The following is a 16,300-nucleotide window of genomic DNA, read 5'->3' on the forward strand; positions in this document are numbered from 1 at the left end:
GGATTCATGACCGAGCGTGAGTATTCGCTGACAACAGGTGGTGCCCGAATTCCAGGTGGTCCGGAAGGCCGGGCCCCACCCGGAACGCCACCCGTTCCCGCCCCGCCATGGGGTCGCCCCGCCATGGCTCTGCCGGACCCCGCCCGGACCGGGGCGGTCTACCGCCCGGCGACCCTCCACCGCCGTACCCCGTATGCGGCCGTGCCCACCGCCAGTACCCCCGCGCCGAGGGCTACGGACATCCCCGGCAGCGAGAACGCCAGGACCAGACACCCGGCGAGCCCGACCGCCGGCAGCACCCGCGCCACCGGCCCCGGCCGAAGCGTCCAGGCCGACGCGTTGGCCACCGCGTAGTACACCAGCACTCCGAAGGAGGAGAACCCGATCGCACCCCGTACATCCACCGTGGCAGCCAGGACGGCGACCACCGCTCCCACGGCCGCCTCCGCCCGGTGCGGCACCTGGAAACGAGGGTGGACGGCGGACAGAAAGCCCGGAAGATGCCGGTCCCGGGCCATGGCCAGCACCGTCCGCGAGACACCCAGGATCAGGGCGAGCAACGAACCCAGCGCGGCCGCGGCCGCCCCCACCCGTACCGCCGGCGTCAGTTCCGGAACCCCGGCCGCCCGCACCGCGTCGGCCAGTGGCGCGCCCGAATCGCCCAGCCCCCGGGCCCCCAGCACCGAAAGGACCGCGACCGCGACAGTCACGTACACGACCAGTGCGATGCCCAGCGCCAGCGGGATCGCGCGCCGGACGGTGCGCGCCGGATCCCGTACCTCCTCGCCGAGGGTCGCGATCCGCGCATACCCGGCGAAGGCGAAGAACAGCAGACCGGCGGCCTGAAGCACGCCGCCCGCGCCGCCCGGTGCCGCGAAGGAGAGGCGTCCGGCATCGGCCTGTCCCGAGGTCAGGCACGCGACCACCACGGAAGCGAGGACAGCAAGGACCACAGCCACGATCACCCGCGTCAGCCATGCGGACTTCCGCACCCCGCCGTAGTTCACCGCGGTCAGCGCCACGACAACTGCGACCGCCACCGCGTGGGCCTGCCCCGGCCAGAGGTACGCGCCGACGGTGAGCGCCATCGCCGCACAGGAGGCCGTCTTCCCGACCACGAACGCCCAGCCCGCGAGGTACCCCCAGAACTCCCCGAGCCGCTCCCGCCCGTAGACGTAGGTGCCGCCCGATTCGGGATACAACGCGGCCAGGCGTGCCGACGACGTGGCGTTGCAGTAGGCGATCACGGCGGCGACCGCGAGCCCGAGGAGCAGGCCGGGACCGGCCGCCTGTGCCGCGGGCGCCAGAGCGGCGAAAATCCCGGCCCCCACCATGGCACCGAGACCGATGACGACGGCGTCCCCCACGCCGAGCGTGCGGCGCAGTCCGGAACCGGAGCGGGTTGTCATGAGGCCGCACCCTACTGATCGTGGGAACCGCCACACATGCCCACGCCGTCCTCCGTCCCAACACGACATGAACGGAACACCGGGCGCGGGTTTCACAGACCGTGCCAGGTGAGAGCGCGGTACGAGAAGGGAACGGGCAGGGCATGACGATCATCAGCTGGATCATTCTGGGGCTGCTGGCCGGAGCGATCGCGAAGTTCCTGCTGCCGGGCCGCGACCCGGGCGGCTTCATCGGGACGACCTTCATCGGCGTCGCCGGAGCGTTCATCGGCGGCTGGATTTCATCCCGTTGGCTGGACCACCCGATCACCAAGGACTTCTACGACGGCACCACCTGGGCCGCCGCGATAGGCGGCTCCCTGGTCCTCCTGATCGCCTACCGGCTCCTCTTCGGCCACTCGCGCGACTGACGCCACCGGCTTCTCGGGAAACAGTCGACAGCAGAGCAGAGCAGAGCAGGGCGGGGCGGGTGCCCGGAGACACCCGCCCTGCCGTATCCACGCGACGCCCAGGGCGCACGCGGCTTCGTTCTCCGCCGGGACCTGCTAGCGGTAGTTCACGAACTGCAGGTCGAAGTCGAAGTCCTGGCCCTTGAGCAGGGAGATGACGGCCTGAAGGTCGTCACGGCTCTTGGAGGAGACCCGGAGTTCCTCGCCCTGCACCTGAGCCTTCACACCCTTGGGACCCTCGTCCCGGATGAGCTTCGCCACCTTCTTCGCGTTCTCCTGGGAGATGCCCTCCTGGATCGACGCGAAGAGCTTGTACTCCTTGCCGGAGAGCTGCGGCTCACCGGCATCCAGGGACTTCAGTGAGATGCCCCGCTTGATCAGCTTGGACTGGAAGACGTCGAGGACAGCCTTCACCCGGTCCTCGGAGTTCGCCTCCAGAAGAATCTTCTCCCCGGACCACGAGATCGAGGCGCCCACGCCCTTGAAGTCGTAGCGCTGCGAGATCTCCTTGGCGGTCTGGTTGAGGGCGTTGTCGACCTCCTGCCGCTCGACCTTCGAGACGATGTCGAAACTGGAGTCGGCCATGTCCTGTGGCTCCTTGCATCGGGGTTGCGTATGGGGCTGAGAGCCGGATGCGTACCGGCTACCGGCGTATGTGGGCGGCCGTCGAGCCCGGCATCGGTCCCGGGCCGCATCCGCACAAGCCTAGCCACCTCGGGGTCCCCGGGGTGGCGATCAATCGGGTGGCGAACCACCCCTCCCCATCAGGTATCGTTTACGTCGTTGCCACGGAGCACCGCCGCAAGGCGGTTCGCGGGCAGCGACCTTGGCGGTGTGCCCGAGCGGCCAAAGGGAGCAGACTGTAAATCTGCCGGCTCAGCCTTCCCAGGTTCGAATCCTGGCGCCGCCACATTGAGGGAGACCCCCTCCGACCAGCTATCACAACAGGTCGGAGGGGGTTTTTCGTTTGCGGTCTCCGGTCGAACCACTGTGGACGGGGCGTGGACGTGTCTCACCTCATACCGCCCGTATCCCACCTTCGATCAGTGCGTGTCCCCCAGGTGTCCCCCGGGGGAGAGCGTGATCACTCCGGTTCGTTCCACTCCCGAAGGGCCGCATCGATCCGGCTGTTCGCGCGCTCCCGGGTCTGGTCAAGCACCTTGGCGTACACCTTGTGCAGCACCGCGATGCTGTGGCCGGCGCGGCGGGCGCACTCCATCGCGTCCACGCCAGAACTGAGCCAGAACGACACTCCAGCGTGCCGCAGGTCGTAAGGGCGGCGAGCCAACAGCGAGACCGTCTCTGCCTCGCTCAGCACGTCCCGGCGGGCCCTCGCCCACACCTCCCCGTAGCCGGTCTCCTGTAGCAGGCCGTTGCGGTTGGTCCGGAACAGCCGGCCGTCCGGCGCCGTGCCGTGCGCGGCGGTGTGCTGCCGCAGCATGCGGACGAAGTGCGGCGGGATGGGTACCGGCCGGGAATCCTTCGCGGCGCGAGCCTTGAGGTGGCGCACCTCGTGCGCCGTCCCGTCATCCGTCCAGCTCCGTCCGGCCCGGACGATGCCCTGTCGCAGGGTGAGCATGCCCCACCCCGATTCCGGAAGGAGGCATTGGCTCGCACGCAGCCCAGCGGCTTCGGCCGGCCGCATAGCCGCGTAGTAGAGGCAGCCGAAGAACGCCTCCAGATGCCGCCCGCGGGGCCCTTGCTCTCGAACCCCTGCCAGGAGCGCACGCACCTGGCGGGGGTTGGCGACGCTCTCGGGGTCCACCTCCTCCACCGACTTCGGGGCGGTCCACTTCACGGCCGCGAGCGGATTGACCGGCAGGGCGAAATACTTCTCCTCCACGGCGAGCCCCAGCACGTCGCTCAGGCACGCGCGCTTTCTCTTCGCGGTGCGCGGTGAAGCTGTCTTCCCGTCCAGCCGCAGCGACAGAGCGTCCAGGGCTAGGCGCACGTTCGCGGGGTCTTCCAACGCGGACACCGGCATGGAGTGCTTGGCGATCCAGGTGAGGGCGCGGACAACATCGTCCGGTGGAGTCTCGTCCCAACGGTTTCGGTTGTACGCCCACCCGTAGAGCGCCCGCCGCATGAGGGCGGCATCGGGCATGCCCGCCTTCGTCTTCACAAGCGCGGGCGTGATCGTGGCCAGCGCGTCAGCGTAGTTCTTCCGCGACTTCGCAGGGGCCGGCGCCCATTTGCGGTCGACGTAGGTGCGGCTGTGCTCGTACCAGGTGATGGAGCCCTGCTTGGCGCGCAGCTCCGAGACGGGCAGACCGGTCTCCTCGTCGAACTGGTCACCGCGTCGCACGGCCGACATGAGTTCCGAGCGGCGCCCCTCAGCCTGCACCTTGAGCGTGTAGCTCTTGGAGTGCTTCCGCTCCCCGACCAGCCAACGGAGGCGGTAGGGCTTGGGGCGGTCTCTGCGGACTTCGATGGAGTAGAGGCGGACGTCGTATGTCAGTGACATGCAAACTCCAGAGGGGTCCGCCGGAAGCGGGCCCCTCGTGTCTCGTGTGCGGAAGGTGATCAGGCAACGTCTTCCATGGACGACCACCACGCGTCCAAGTCAGTGCGGCGGCAGCGAAGCTGACCGTTCGGGAGCTTGATGAGCTTCGGGGCCTTACCCCGGGCGCGCATGCGGTAGAACGCGGCGCGGCTCATCTCGATCTCTTCGAGGACTTCGGGGAGCTTGAGCATCCTGGTGCCAGCCAAGGCAAAGACTCCTTCTCAGAGTTCAGCGGGAGGGGGGTACCTCTGAGGGGCGCTACTTCCGCTACCGCCGCTACCGTGCAGGTCAGGGGCCTGTTGGAGGTAGCGGGAAGGGGTAGCGGTAGCGGCGGGGTAGCGGCAAGCGGGGCCGCTTGCCGCTACCTCGTTAGTGCTGGTCAGGCCGCGTTTTCGGTACCGGGTAGCGGAGGTAGCGGACTTTCCGGGGGTGGGGGGCAGTAGCGGGCCCACGCGTCCCACAGGTCGGCGCTGTGGTAGCCCTTGAGGACGCTCCCGGCGGTCTTGATGTTGCGGGAGGCGATCGGCTCGTTGTCCGCCGTCATGTACTCGGCGAGCATCTTGGACAGGCGCCGGTTGTCGAGCGGCTTGCCGTGAAGGTCGGCCCACGGGGCATCGTCCAGGGCGTTGAGCCGGTCCAGGATGGCGACGGTGGGCAGGCGGTCGATGCCGACCATGACGTGATCGCGCAGGTCGGTCAGCAGCCGGACACCCAGACTGCCTTTGTCGTTGGCCTTGGACGCGGTCACCAGCGTCACGCATGCCTCTCGTGCCCGGGTGGGCCAGTCGCCACCGGCCGCGTCAGCGATGGCGAGCAGGGGTTCCCACACGTCGGCCGGCCGGTCGGTGACGCCGTCGGGCATCTCCGGCCACGCCCCCATGACCGAGTCGCGTGCCTGCTCCGTCCACTGCGCGAGGCGGTCACGGAGCTTGTGGCCCTCGGCTTCGTGGAGGCGGGCCCGGAAGGCTTCCACGCGTTCGTTGCGGGCCCGGCGCCGCATCCGGATCACGACCGAGCGGGTCATGATCGTGTCCGGGAGTGCTCCGAGGCCGGCGACCGCGACCGCGCAGTACGACGGGAAGGCTTGCACGGTCTGGTTGCCGCCGTCGCCGATGCACCGGTAGGTGACCCCGGTGCGGCGGTGGCCGGCGTTGAGGAACCCGCGCAGTTCCTCGTTGTCCCCCGCCTTCGGGCCAAAGATCGTATCGATTTCGTCGAACAGGATCGTGGGCCGTCCGTTGGGGTTGGACACGGACCGGAACAGGGCGGCGGCGGACGCGTTGACGGCCGTCATGGGCTGCGGCACGAGGGTTTCCACGACCTCCAGCGCCCGCGACTTGCCCGACCCCGGCTCCGGGGACAGGAAGGCGAGCCGGGGGGTGGAGTCGAAGCAGTCGAGCAGATGGGCGTGTGCGTCCCACAGCGTCACGGCGACGTAGGCGGCCTCGGTGGGGAAGACGTTGAAGCGGCGGTGGAAGGCTTCCACTTCGTTGAGCAGTGCGGCGCCGTCGATGGCGGTCATGCGGCGGCCCTCCCTTCCAGGGGGGTGCGGAGCGGGCAGGCGTTGCGGTGGGCGGCGTGGTCGTCGATCAGGGCGAGCACGCGGCCGTGACCGACGGCGCTGCGGTCACGGCCGCACTCGCACCGTGAGGTGGCCGTTGGAACGGCGCCGCGCGGTGCCACGATGTGCAGCCACGCCATGGGGTACCGGCCGTCGCCCTTGCGCGGGTCAGGGCGAAGGGCAGCGACGACGCCCTGACGGGCGGCGCCTTTCGGCTCGCCCCCGGCCGGCCGTGGTGTGGCCGGTCGGGCGGCGTGCGGGCCGGTGGGTGCCGGCGGTTGGCCTTCCAAGCGGGGGCGGTTCGGGGTGGTCATGCCGCCTCCCGGGGGCGGGCGGTGCGCTGGGAGCTGTTCAGGGCGCTGCGGATGGTGGTGGTGCACTCGGCAGCGGTGAGCCCGACCGCTTCTCCTGCCGCTTGGAAGGCCTCTTCGGCCATGTGCCGGGGGAGGTCGCCCCATGCGACGAACCGCCCCACCTTGAAGGCGCACCGGTTCAACGTGCTGTTGCGCAACCCGTCCGGCGCCGCGGCGACGACGGCGCATTCGGCTTCCAGCGCGGCCAGCGCCGCGCGGCTCCCGTCGACCGCCGGGAGCCTGAGCGGACCCGCAGGCCGCACGGGGGCCGGTTGCAGGATGGTGTGCAGCCACCGGGGCAGAGTGACGGCCACAGAGCCGCACAGCGCTCCGTACGGTCCGGTGGGCAGGGTGCTGCCGGCGGCGACGACGTAGCCGCCCCACGCGCGGGTGTCGACCGAAGCGGCCACGGTGCCCGCGGTGTTGGGCAGCCGGACGCCGTCCGGGGCGGTGAAGTACAGGTGCGTTCCGCCGCTCGCGGTCCGGGTGCGGTAGGTGGTGGGGACGGGGTGGCCGGCGCGCTCGCAGAGCGCTGCGAAGGTTGCCGTGCCGTCAGGCGCGTCCGAACTGCCCTTGTGCTCTGGCGTGTCCAGGTCGACGACGACCAGCCCGGACGGACCGGTCGCGATACCAACATTGAACGGCGCCCGCGACCAGGCAGCGCGGATGCGGTCCGGGTTAGTGGTGGCGCGCTGCTCCCACTTGCGATGGCCACCGGCGCACGGCCCGCTGCCGGTGCACGCCTTCTCGCCGTGCAGGGCGGGCCGCTTGGTGCCGGGCCGGAGCGGGAAGACGTGCCAGCCGCGTTCGGCGGCGTCCAGTGCTGCGCGCAGCAGCGCGGAACGGGGGTCTTGGGTCATGCTGGGTGTCTCCAGTTCTGTTGAAGGCGCTGGGAGACAAGGGCGGCCCCGGTTCTTTGGCGAGAGGGGGCCGCCTTTGGCGTCGCTAGCCGTGGAAGTGGTTGCGCTTGAACGTGGCCTTGCGGATGTTCACCGTGGTCCCGTCGCCCTTGTGGCCACTCGTGCTGAGGACCTGGACGGCGATCCATCCGCCGAAGATGACGGCGGCGAGGGTGATGAGCTGGGTGATGAACGCGGTCAGGGCGGCGATGAACGAGGTGAGTAGCAGCAGTCCGCCGCAGACCGCGAGGAAGCCGATGCCCCCGAGGGCGACGTTCACTGCGGTGCGGGAGACGGCCGGCGGGGTCGCGGCGGGGGTGTGCTGGGTGTGGTCGATGGCGTAGCCGGTGACGATCCGGCCGTCGGGCAGGACGATGCTCGCCACCGCCGGGACCGTGCCCGACTGGACGGGAACGACCGGCGCCGGCGTCACGACGGCGGGGGCGATGGGGGTGGGCTGGTGGACTTCCACGGCCCGCTGTGTGGGCACGTGGTGGGTGTGGTCGGGGTACATGCGGAATCCCTTCCGGCACATGGCCAGGGAGGCGGAGACACCCCCTTCGGGGTGCCGTGTGGAGGGGTGTTCGGGGGATCTGACCTGCGGGCCTCCCTGACTCCCTGAACGATCATTTGTGCAGGTCAGGGCGAGGGAGGCGGGTCAGGGAGGTGTTCAGGGAGTTCTCCCTGTCTCCCTGACCCGTCGGCGGTGCGCTCCCTGTCACCGGCCGGTGGAAGCGGAACCCTCGGTGTCGCGGTGGGCGAGTGCGCGGGCGACGCGGTCGCGGGCGACGACCATCACGCCGTCGGACTTGTAGGGTTCGGCGCCGGCGTCGTCCAGGACGCGCTTGAGGTCGATGAACGACCAGCCGCCGTACGCGTCCGGGTTCCGGGTGGCGAGACGCGCCAGCACGTCCTTGGTGCGCACCCGGGGCGCGTCGCCGATGACGGCGGCGATGTCGGCGAGCGGGTCGTGTTCCTGGCTTCGGTCGATGGTGTGCAGGGTGGTGACGCCGTCGCGGAGGGCTTTGGCCCGGTCGGTGATGGCCTCGGCGGCGTCGTCGTCGATGTAGTGCGTGCGCACCGTGAGGGAGGACTGTCCGGCCGGGATGGTGATCCCGTCGGAGGCGACGACCAGGGTTCCCCGGTCCAGACCGGGCCGCAGCAGGTTCGGCGCGGCCCCGCCGTCGACGGCCTTGTCTCCCAGCGCCATGCGGGCCTGTGACTCGGTGCCGAGGGCGAGGGAGGCGCGGGTGTGGGCGCCCTCGCGCACGAGCTTGGGCAGGTTCTCGTTGGTCGGGTCCTGGGTGCCCTGCCACATCAGCACGTTCACCGCCCGCCCCTGGTTGTGGATCTTACGGACGGCCATGAAGTACCGGGAGTTGGCCTTCGACCCGCCATAGGGGCGCCTGTCCTCGTCCTTGGCCGGGCACATGAACGCCACCTGCGCTTCGTCGACCAGCACGATCAGCGGCGGAAACGTCGTGCCGGGCGGCGCCTGGATGCGGCGGTTCATCTCGTCGACGGCGCCCTCGACCATCTCGGTCACCTGGATCACGTGCTCATCCGTCGGCCCCTGGATGAGGGTGGTGGCGAGCCCGCCGAACATGGCCCAGTCGCCCACGCCCTTGAGGTCGCCCATGAGGAACTGCACCGACTTGTCCAGCGACAGCCACAGGGCCAGGGAGCGCAGGGCCACGGTCTTGCCCTGGTTCGACAACCCGGTGATGAGCAGGTGGCGCTGATACAGGGACAGCGCGGCAGCGTCCCCGCGCAGGTCCTGACCCCACGGGGCCTTGCCCTTGGTGTAGTCGGCGGTCAGCGTGTCGTCGGTGACCAGCGGGGACGGACCGATCGGCTCGTCCAGCGCACCGGAGTCGGCCACCCACAGCCGCACCGTGCGCGCGGCGGTCGGGATGGTGATGAACACCTCGTGCTCGTGCCGGGTCAGGTTCTCGGCAAGCTTGCGACGCCGGTTCTGCACCTCGATCGTCGACACCCCGGACGGGAGAGTCACGTCGACCTCCACACCGCATCCGGCGATGGTGATCGGTCCGAGCATGGACGCGCCGGCGTCGCCCATCTCCTTGATGGCTCGCGCCAGGGCGGGTACTCCGAGGTCGCGCAGGGCCTTGACCACGATGGACGGCGTGATCGGCTCGCCCTCGCCCGATCGCACGTTGGCGGGCAGTGCCCACGCGGGGGCGGCGTGCTGCTTGCGGCCGACCGACCACAGGGCGAGCAGAGCCAGGAACGGGCCGATCGAGAGCGCCGGACCCCACACCACGGTCACGATCCGGATGAGCAGGGCGATGAAGTCGACGGTCGCAGTCAGCGGGGTGATGACGTCACCGACGCGCCCGGTGTTGAGGGCCATCACGACTCCGAGGGCGACCAGCACGCCGACGCTCATGCCGGCGCCGACGGCCACACCCTTGGCGGCGTCGACCGGGGAGTGAAGGAGGTCCATGCGGCGGTGGTGGCGGGCGGCGCGGAAGCGCTGCAGCCGCTCTTCCCACTCCTCGGCCGCTTCCAGGTTCCCCGCGGCTTCCGCTGCGCGGATCATGCGTTCGTAGCGGGCGCCGGTGCGGCCGTCCCAGGTGCGGCGGGCCACGATCCGCCCGCCGTTGAGGGTGTAGAGGGTGTGCCGGGCCGCCGCGCGGACCGTGGCCCGGGTCGTCTCGTGCGTGGCGGCGGTCTTCACCGCGCGGCCGGAGCGCACCCACAGCGGCACGGGGGCGGCCGGGGCCGGGTCGGGCACGACGGTGAGGAGGGTGGGGGCGGTGTCGGAGGTCGGGGGGTCGGTGGGCTTGTGCAGGTGAACGACGTTCTCGGACATGCGGGAAGTTCTCCTGACTGCCCCAGAAGGGGGCCGGAAGCGGGGAGAGACACCGCCCCCGACCGGCAGCAGCGCGGGCGGGGGCGGGCGGGTTAGCGGTTGTTGCGGGCGCGGTTCTCCGCGTGGCTGAGCTGCGTCGGGTCGGTGCGCGGGGCGTTGATCCAGCAGAACGGGCGGATGCCGTCGGCGGCCTTGAAGGTGCGGATCGCGGCGCCCGCCGGGGCGTTGGGCAGCGGGTAGACGCGGCCCCGATCGAGGGAGGCGAGCAGGCGGGCGCCGTGGTGCTCGCAGCCGTCCGCCCCCGCGCCCGTGGCGTCCAGTACGGTCACCGCGAGCGGACCGGTGCACGGCGTCGGGTCCTCGGGGTGCGCGGCAGGGCAGCGCCGGGCGGGGTGCCGCACGCTCACCACCACCCCGAGGACTTCTTGGCGGCCTTGTCGCGGGCGGCCTCGGTGATGAGCCGCTGCCGCTCGCTGTGCAGGGCGGTCAGTTCCGCATTCAGCCGCATTTCGGCCGCGCTGCCGGTGGAGTCCATCTGCGACTCGGCACGGCCGGTGCTGCGGCCCTTCATGACGCGGTAGGAGCCGCCGGCCAGGGCGCGGGCCATGGCCCGGCGCTCGCTGCCGTTCAGCGGCCACCACTCGCCCCGGCGGACCGCTTCCAGCTTCTTCGCGGTCACCTTGATCTCGCGGTCCAGGCGGCGCAGGTCGGAGTTACCCATGTCAGACGTTCCCTTCGGACCCGTGCGGGTCGGGGTAGGCGCAGGGCACGCAGGTGCCGAGTGCGGCGGGGATGACGTAGCCGGCGTCGCGCCGGCAGGCGGGGCAGACGCGGCGGGCGGCGTTGGCCTTGGCCAGAGCCGCCCACCGGGCCGGCGTCATCGGCCGGACGGGCTTGGCCAACTCGATGCGGTAGAGGTAGGCGATCAGCGGGCCCCGGCGGCGGCGCGGTCGCTCGAGCTGTGCGGCCACGTCCTGACCGCCGGGCCGCAAACCGTGGGCGCGGAGTTGTCGGCGGGTGGCGTAGCCGTCCGGGGCGAGCCGCCACGGGTAGACGGGCAGGGTGCTCATGCCGCGCCCCGGCGGCCGGGGCGCCGTCCGGTGACGCTGGCGAGCAGGCGCCCCAGACCGGCGCGGTGGACGCGGGCGGGGCCGCGCTTGGCCGCGTACATGGCCTCATCCGCCCGCCGCAGCAGCCCCGACAGGTCCTCGTCGGGGTGGTCACTCCGCCGGACCCAGCCCAGCGACACCGTGGTGTGGACCTCGGGTGCGGTATCGACGGGGCGGGCCAGGATGCGGGAGAGGACGGCGAACCGGTCGGCGGCCGTGCCCTCGTGGTCGATGAGCACGGCGGCGAACTCTTCTCTGAACTACCGAGGGTGTCCCGTGATCAGGTGAGGGGACGATCAGTCCTGAGGGGAAGGGCCGGAGAACGGCTGCGACCGGCGAAGGTGTTAGTTTCCTTCCCGTGTTAAGCCACCAGGACGAGACTAGGGCGGCCTATGACGGGGTCGTCGACCTGTACGCGTCGATGTTCGCTAATCGGCTGGAGACGCAGCCGTTCGCGCGGAACATGATCGGTACCTTCGCCGAGCTCGTGCGTGCCACGGGGAACCTGCGGGCGGCCGACGTCGGGTGCGGGCCCGGTCATCTGACGGCCATGCTGCACGACTTGGGGCTGGACGCCTTCGGGCTCGACCTCTCCCCGGGGATGGTCGACCACGCTCGGCGGGCCCATCCGGCGCTGCGGTTCGACGAAGCGCGAATGGAGGCCCTGCCGGTCGAGGACGGCGCGCTCGGCGGAGTGCTGGCCCACTACTCGATGATCCATACCCCACCTGAGGAATTGCCCGTGCTGCTCGCCGAGCAGGTGCGTGTCCTGGCACCAGGGGGCCTGCTCCTGGTGTCCTTCTTCGGGACCGAGGGGCCGAAGCCGGTCCGCTTCGACCACAAGGTGGCGCCCGCCTATAGCTGGCCGGCGGAGCAGTTTGCCGCGATGCTAACCGGGGCCGGACTCGTCACAGTTGCTCGGTTGCTCCATGACCCAGCGTCCGAGCGTGGTTTCCTCGACACTCACTTGCTGGCCCGCCGCCCGTAGAGCGTGGCCTGGGTCAGGGTGGTGTAGATCATCCGCGTGGATGAAGCTCGTCTAACTTGAAGGTCCTCTTGCCGTACTGATTCGTGTCGCGATCTGGCTGAAGCTGGGCATGCCGAGATTGATCACTTGGCGTTGACGGACTTGCTCTGTATCGAGCTGGATGAGCTTCTCCTCTGCGCTGGCGAGGCTGACTTGGAGTCCTTCGATCTCACCCAGCCATCCCTCCTGTTCTGCTTCGGTGATTCGGGCGATCAGGTTGTCGCGGATCTCGACGAGGCGGTGTCTCTGATCCGGGTCCGGTCGGAGCATGGAGCATCGAATACACGCGTGTTCGTGGATGCAGGGCGTTCCGAATGCGCGAGCGCAGATTCCGATGGACAGTTTGCGTCGCTCGAAGTGCCCGAGGAAGGCATCCCATTCTTCGTTGGTGGGGGTTCGGTACTCCTCGCTGGGCCGGAGTGTTCGGCGCCGGGCGATGAATGCGCGATGGGCTTCGATGGCCTCGCCGGGGTAGATGGCGTTGTATCCCATGGTCGTGTTGATGCTGGTGTGCCCGGCGATGACCTGCGCGATGTGCGGGGGAAGGCCGCTGCGGATGGCGTCGGTGATGAAGATTCGCCGAAAGTCATGGGGCGAGAAGTCCAAAGGCTGTCCGGCTGAATCGGTCAGATTCGTGGAGGCCAGCACTTCCTGGAGTGCTTCGCGCAGGAGCTTCGGGGAGAGGCGGGAGCTCTCGCCGCTGCGGCACCACTGGAAAAGCAGTGGCATCTGCGGATTCCAGGTCTTCTCTGCCATGTCATAGCTGGAGACATAGGGGACGGCACCGGTGCGAGGGTCGCGGATGCGGGCGATGATCGCGCTGAGCACATCGGCGAGCTCCGGGCTGACCAGGATGACTCGTTCCTCATCGGTTTTGGAGGGCGCGATCTGCAGGAGGGGAACAATCTCGCCGGTCGTGGGCAGTCTGTACTGGATCAGGCTGTGATGGCTGGCCTCCAGCATCTCCTCGATGCGGACACCAGTGTGCTGAAGGAACTCGACCATCGCCCAGGCCCAGAACGCTCGGCTCTCCGCGAGGGCCAGGTCGACGCGCCGGCCGGTGGCAACGTTCACCGCCCAGGTCGTTCCGTCCTTCGCTGCCCGCATGAAGGTGTCGCCCGCGAAAGCGAACCGACCGCCTGGCCGGGTGTCCATCAGTGCCTGTAGTCGGGCTTTGGCTGCGTGGAGGCATGATGAAGCTGCTCGGGCGACAGCAGGCAGAGCCGGAAGGCGTTCCCTCGTCCGGTGGTCCATCCGAGCTTTGCGCCGCTTGTTGTCTTTCACAACAGCGACATCCGCGTCCTTGATGGGGCTCGGCACCGCCCAAGGCCCCCAGCGTGCCGGCTCGTCGATGGCCCACTGGGCGATGTCGAGATAGAACGCCCGGACGGAGAGCATGATGCTGGCGACGTTGGCGCGTTCGGTCACTACTTCACGCACTTTGCCGTCTGGTTGGCGGCGCCGTTCGATGCGGGTCCGGCATCTCTGTTTCCAAGCCGCGCTCACCTCGGGCGCAAGGTGGAGAGAGTCGATCCCTGGATGATGCTGTTCCAGCTCACCCCAGAAGTTGCTGGCCAGGTGCCGGGACAAGTTATTCAGGGACGTGTAGTCGAGACCCGGCTGCCGCTCTTTGAGATAGTCCACCAAGAGATCTCGGACAGGGCGGCAGCGGACGCCGAACCGGTCGACGAGCTGCTCCATCGACACCTGGCCACTGGTGTTGGCCAGGTAGCGCAAGGAAGTGGGTGCTTCTGCAGGCAGGGTGCCCAACTCTCGCAGCCAGGCGTAGAAAAGGGTGTTGCCGCGGGCTTTGACGTTCGCGGCTTTGTTCGCTGCTTTGAGTGCGGCGAGATACTCCACGGCGTCGCCGACGGTGACGTCCGCCAAGGTGCCGCCCTTGGCGGCCACGATCTTGACCAGGGAGTGCAGGGCGTGACGCCCGACTTTGGAGGACCACGTGGCAGAGTCGATCATCGCTTCAAGCTGAGCGAATCCTCCCGGGTCACGGGCGGGGATCAGCCCGATACGTAGGCTCGTCATGTTGGCTGAGGTCCGTGACAGCAGCCACGGGAGGGCGGGCCTGACAACGTCTGCGCAGATCAGACTCAGCAGCCCTCCCGACAATGCCTGCCGTTGCGAGGGACCAGCAGCCGTTCCGATCCAACCGGGTGCCAATCGGGCCCAGTCGTTGCCAGGACGCGTGCTCGCGGGACTGGTATTCCAGCGCTGCTGCCAGGTGGCCCCCGGGAAGGTCTCCAGCCACTGCAACGTCTGGCGAGCTCCTCGGATCCTGGCTCGGTGCTGCCTCACGTCCGCCGGTCGCAGAGGAGGTTGCTCCAGACGAGCAAGGATGTCGGCCTGCGTGCTTGCCGTGGCCGCCCAGTGATCCTCAGCAGGTCTGGGCGGGAAGCGCAAAGCGACAGCTTTCAACGCCTCCCCGGCCAGGCGCAGGGACGCGGGAGGCGCGACATGCGTCGCGACGGACAGGGTCTCCGTAGGTGTCACCAGGCAGTCCCGAAAAGGTTGTTGAGGGATTCAGGGTTGTAGCCGGCTGCCGGAGGCGCGGGAGTCCGCTCGGCGGACTTCGCCCGTCGGGCATGATGTGCCCGAACGTGTTCGATCACCTCGTCCCGGTCAGCCGGAAGATAGAGCTGTGTCGTCGACAGGTGTGCATGACCGAGCACCCACTGCACGTCGGTCAGGGGCATCTTCGGATCCCTCGCCAGCCGATAGGCGGCGGTGTGTCGAAGATCGTGGAGAGTCCAGTTCGTACCGAGCAAGCTGTTGGCCCGGTTGAACATCGCACGGGCCGCCGGATAGTTCAGAGGACGCCACGGGCGGCGTAACGTCCACCACAGCCCCTCGTTCCCCCCGCGGGGGACCCCAGCCCGCCAGGCGCTCTCCTGATAGAGCCGTAGCCAGACGAAAGCGTCCGCTGAGCAGGGGAGTTGTTGATAGGCCCGGCTCCCCTTGCGGACAACCCCCAGGACCTGTTGGCCGGGCAGCGCGTCGCGTTGCCGACTGGTGAGCAGTTCCTCGGCGCGAGCCCCGTTGGAAACCCAGAAGGCCAGCAGGGCTCGATCACGATCGTGCTTCAGCGCGGCGAAGAGCGCGTTGAACATCGCGTCGGGGATTCGCCGAGGCGCTCGCTTGGGGATGGCCGGCCGGTAGCGGCCCTGCCGTTCGTGGCGAAACCGCTCGTCAGGGTTGTGGTGAGCGTGTGCCCTGCCATGGCGCCGGGAGCGATCCAGTGGAAACGGGTTCAGGATCGGGCCGGTTCCCTCGGAGAGGTGGAAGTCGTAGAAGACCCGCAGGACGGTCTCGCAGTGCGCTCGCGTTGTCGGCGCGTATCTCGCCCCTGGTGACGTCTTTCCCGTGATCGGATTTGGGGCTCCGGGCGGCAGCTTCTCTGGTACTGGCTTTGGTGCTGTCTCAGTCTGGATGTCTCGTCGGTGGCGCCAGTGCAGCGGTGCGGGCTTGTTCGCGATCTGCATCCAGCGTGAGAAGTCCCGAGCGTCCGACCGGACTGCACGATCCCAGGCGATTCCCCAGCCCCACAGGAAGCGCCACCAACGCAGCAGATCCATTCCGTACGACCGGATCGTGGCTGCTGACTTGTCACAAGCCAGCAGCTCCGCGAAAAAGGCGGCCACGGGTTCGATCTCGACCCCGTCCGCGTCCAGCAGGACAAACGGCCTCCATCGATCTCCCGTCTCCGCCAGTTGTCCGGCCTCGGGCACCACGAAGCTTGCTAACTCCCTCTCGGGATCACGTCCAAGCATCCACGGAAGCTAGCAGAAAGGCTATCTGACCTGCGAAAATACTGGATCTAGTTCAGTCAACGGATCGTCGCCCCCGAGCCTGCCGGCCACCCCGGCACGGCCCACGGCGTGGGCGAGCCGGCCGGCCGTTGCGGCGAGCAGGGCGTCACCGGCGGCGTGGCCGTGGGTGTCGTTGACCTGCTTGAAGCGGTCGACGTCCGCCAGGACCACCACCGCGTGCGGGTTGCGGAGCAGGCGGCGGGCCCGCCGGGTGAAGGCGTCCCGGGTCCATAACCCCGTGAGCGGGTCCCGGCGGGCGGTCCGCAGACGGCGGGACATCCACCATCCGTGGACACCCCACACCAGCGCCACACCGGCCGCGATCAGAACCAG

The 16,300-nt window shown here is 69.3% G+C and carries 16 protein-coding genes, 1 tRNA gene and 2 pseudogenes; 3 read left to right on the forward strand and 16 right to left on the reverse strand.

Annotated elements, in window-relative coordinates:
• Positions 1 to 158: 158 nt before the first annotated feature.
• Positions 159 to 1,409, reverse strand: a complete 1,251-nt coding sequence (locus OHB56_RS25020; protein WP_406355730.1) for an APC family permease — start codon at positions 1,407 to 1,409, stop codon at positions 159 to 161.
• A gap of 143 nt (positions 1,410 to 1,552) precedes the next feature.
• Between OHB56_RS25020 and OHB56_RS25025 the strand changes: the two genes are divergently transcribed.
• Positions 1,553 to 1,819, forward strand: a complete 267-nt coding sequence (locus OHB56_RS25025; protein WP_406355732.1) for a GlsB/YeaQ/YmgE family stress response membrane protein — start codon at positions 1,553 to 1,555, stop codon at positions 1,817 to 1,819.
• A gap of 135 nt (positions 1,820 to 1,954) precedes the next feature.
• On the opposite strand, the gene OHB56_RS25030 is transcribed toward OHB56_RS25025, so the two are convergent.
• Complete coding sequence (locus tag OHB56_RS25030) at positions 1,955 to 2,443, reverse strand: YajQ family cyclic di-GMP-binding protein (RefSeq protein ID WP_055570592.1); 489 nt, start codon at positions 2,441 to 2,443, stop codon at positions 1,955 to 1,957.
• Between the two features lie 243 nt (positions 2,444 to 2,686).
• Between OHB56_RS25030 and OHB56_RS25035 the strand changes: the two genes are divergently transcribed.
• A tRNA-Tyr gene (locus OHB56_RS25035) sits at positions 2,687 to 2,768 on the forward strand.
• Between the two features lie 174 nt (positions 2,769 to 2,942).
• Here the strand turns inward: OHB56_RS25035 and OHB56_RS25040 are convergent.
• The 11 genes and pseudogenes from OHB56_RS25040 to OHB56_RS25090 all read right to left on the reverse strand — a co-directional run.
• Positions 2,943 to 4,322 (reverse strand): tyrosine-type recombinase/integrase, encoded by a 1,380-nt coding sequence (locus OHB56_RS25040; protein WP_406355734.1) that lies wholly within the window; start codon positions 4,320 to 4,322, stop codon positions 2,943 to 2,945.
• A gap of 59 nt (positions 4,323 to 4,381) precedes the next feature.
• The gene (locus tag OHB56_RS25045; protein ID WP_406355736.1) at positions 4,382 to 4,567 is read right to left on the reverse strand and encodes a helix-turn-helix transcriptional regulator; all 186 of its coding nucleotides are present in this window, start codon (positions 4,565 to 4,567) and stop codon (positions 4,382 to 4,384) included.
• A gap of 173 nt (positions 4,568 to 4,740) precedes the next feature.
• On the reverse strand, positions 4,741 to 5,883 hold the full coding sequence (locus OHB56_RS25050; RefSeq protein ID WP_406355738.1) for a DUF3631 domain-containing protein: 1,143 nt from the start codon (positions 5,881 to 5,883) through the stop codon (positions 4,741 to 4,743).
• Positions 5,880 to 6,236 (reverse strand): hypothetical protein, encoded by a 357-nt coding sequence (locus tag OHB56_RS25055; protein ID WP_406355740.1) that lies wholly within the window; start codon positions 6,234 to 6,236, stop codon positions 5,880 to 5,882. Before OHB56_RS25055 ends, OHB56_RS25050 begins: the two co-directional genes overlap by 4 nt.
• The gene (locus tag OHB56_RS25060) at positions 6,233 to 7,135 is read right to left on the reverse strand and encodes a bifunctional DNA primase/polymerase (protein WP_406355742.1); all 903 of its coding nucleotides are present in this window, start codon (positions 7,133 to 7,135) and stop codon (positions 6,233 to 6,235) included. Before OHB56_RS25060 ends, OHB56_RS25055 begins: the two co-directional genes overlap by 4 nt.
• A gap of 85 nt (positions 7,136 to 7,220) precedes the next feature.
• Positions 7,221 to 7,688, reverse strand: a complete 468-nt coding sequence (locus tag OHB56_RS25065) for a hypothetical protein (protein WP_406355744.1) — start codon at positions 7,686 to 7,688, stop codon at positions 7,221 to 7,223.
• A gap of 204 nt (positions 7,689 to 7,892) precedes the next feature.
• The gene (locus tag OHB56_RS25070) at positions 7,893 to 10,010 is read right to left on the reverse strand and encodes an ATP-binding protein (RefSeq protein ID WP_406355746.1); all 2,118 of its coding nucleotides are present in this window, start codon (positions 10,008 to 10,010) and stop codon (positions 7,893 to 7,895) included.
• Between the two features lie 92 nt (positions 10,011 to 10,102).
• Entirely contained in the window at positions 10,103 to 10,423 is a 321-nt protein-coding gene (locus tag OHB56_RS25075; protein WP_406355748.1) for a hypothetical protein, read from the reverse strand.
• Positions 10,414 to 10,731 (reverse strand): hypothetical protein, encoded by a 318-nt coding sequence (locus tag OHB56_RS25080; protein ID WP_406355749.1) that lies wholly within the window; start codon positions 10,729 to 10,731, stop codon positions 10,414 to 10,416. Before OHB56_RS25080 ends, OHB56_RS25075 begins: the two co-directional genes overlap by 10 nt.
• Position 10,732: 1 nt before the next feature.
• Positions 10,733 to 11,080: an RRQRL motif-containing zinc-binding protein gene (locus tag OHB56_RS25085; protein WP_406355751.1), complete on the reverse strand. Its 348-nt coding sequence runs from the start codon at positions 11,078 to 11,080 to the stop codon at positions 10,733 to 10,735.
• Positions 11,077 to 11,373, reverse strand: a pseudogene (locus tag OHB56_RS25090) (diguanylate cyclase domain-containing protein); the annotation flags it as partial. The pseudogene OHB56_RS25090 and the gene OHB56_RS25085, both read right to left, overlap by 4 nt.
• A gap of 104 nt (positions 11,374 to 11,477) precedes the next feature.
• On the opposite strand from OHB56_RS25090, the gene OHB56_RS25095 reads away from it, so the two are divergent.
• Entirely contained in the window at positions 11,478 to 12,107 is a 630-nt protein-coding gene (locus tag OHB56_RS25095) for a class I SAM-dependent methyltransferase (protein ID WP_406355753.1), read from the forward strand.
• Positions 12,108 to 12,158: 51 nt separating this feature from the next.
• On the opposite strand, the gene OHB56_RS25100 is transcribed toward OHB56_RS25095, so the two are convergent.
• The 3 genes and pseudogenes from OHB56_RS25100 to OHB56_RS25110 form a co-directional block, all read right to left on the reverse strand.
• A complete protein-coding gene (locus OHB56_RS25100) occupies positions 12,159 to 14,120 on the reverse strand; it encodes a tyrosine-type recombinase/integrase (protein WP_406355755.1) in 1,962 nt (653 codons plus the stop codon).
• Positions 14,121 to 14,647: 527 nt separating this feature from the next.
• The gene (locus OHB56_RS25105; RefSeq protein WP_406355756.1) at positions 14,648 to 15,928 is read right to left on the reverse strand and encodes a tyrosine-type recombinase/integrase; all 1,281 of its coding nucleotides are present in this window, start codon (positions 15,926 to 15,928) and stop codon (positions 14,648 to 14,650) included.
• Between the two features lie 63 nt (positions 15,929 to 15,991).
• A pseudogene (locus OHB56_RS25110) lies at positions 15,992 to 16,300 on the reverse strand (GGDEF domain-containing protein); the annotation flags it as partial.

Origin of the sequence: Streptomyces sp. NBC_01635, assembly GCF_045209715.1 — a bacterium.
GTDB lineage: Bacteria > Actinomycetota > Actinomycetes > Streptomycetales > Streptomycetaceae > Streptomyces > Streptomyces hirsutus.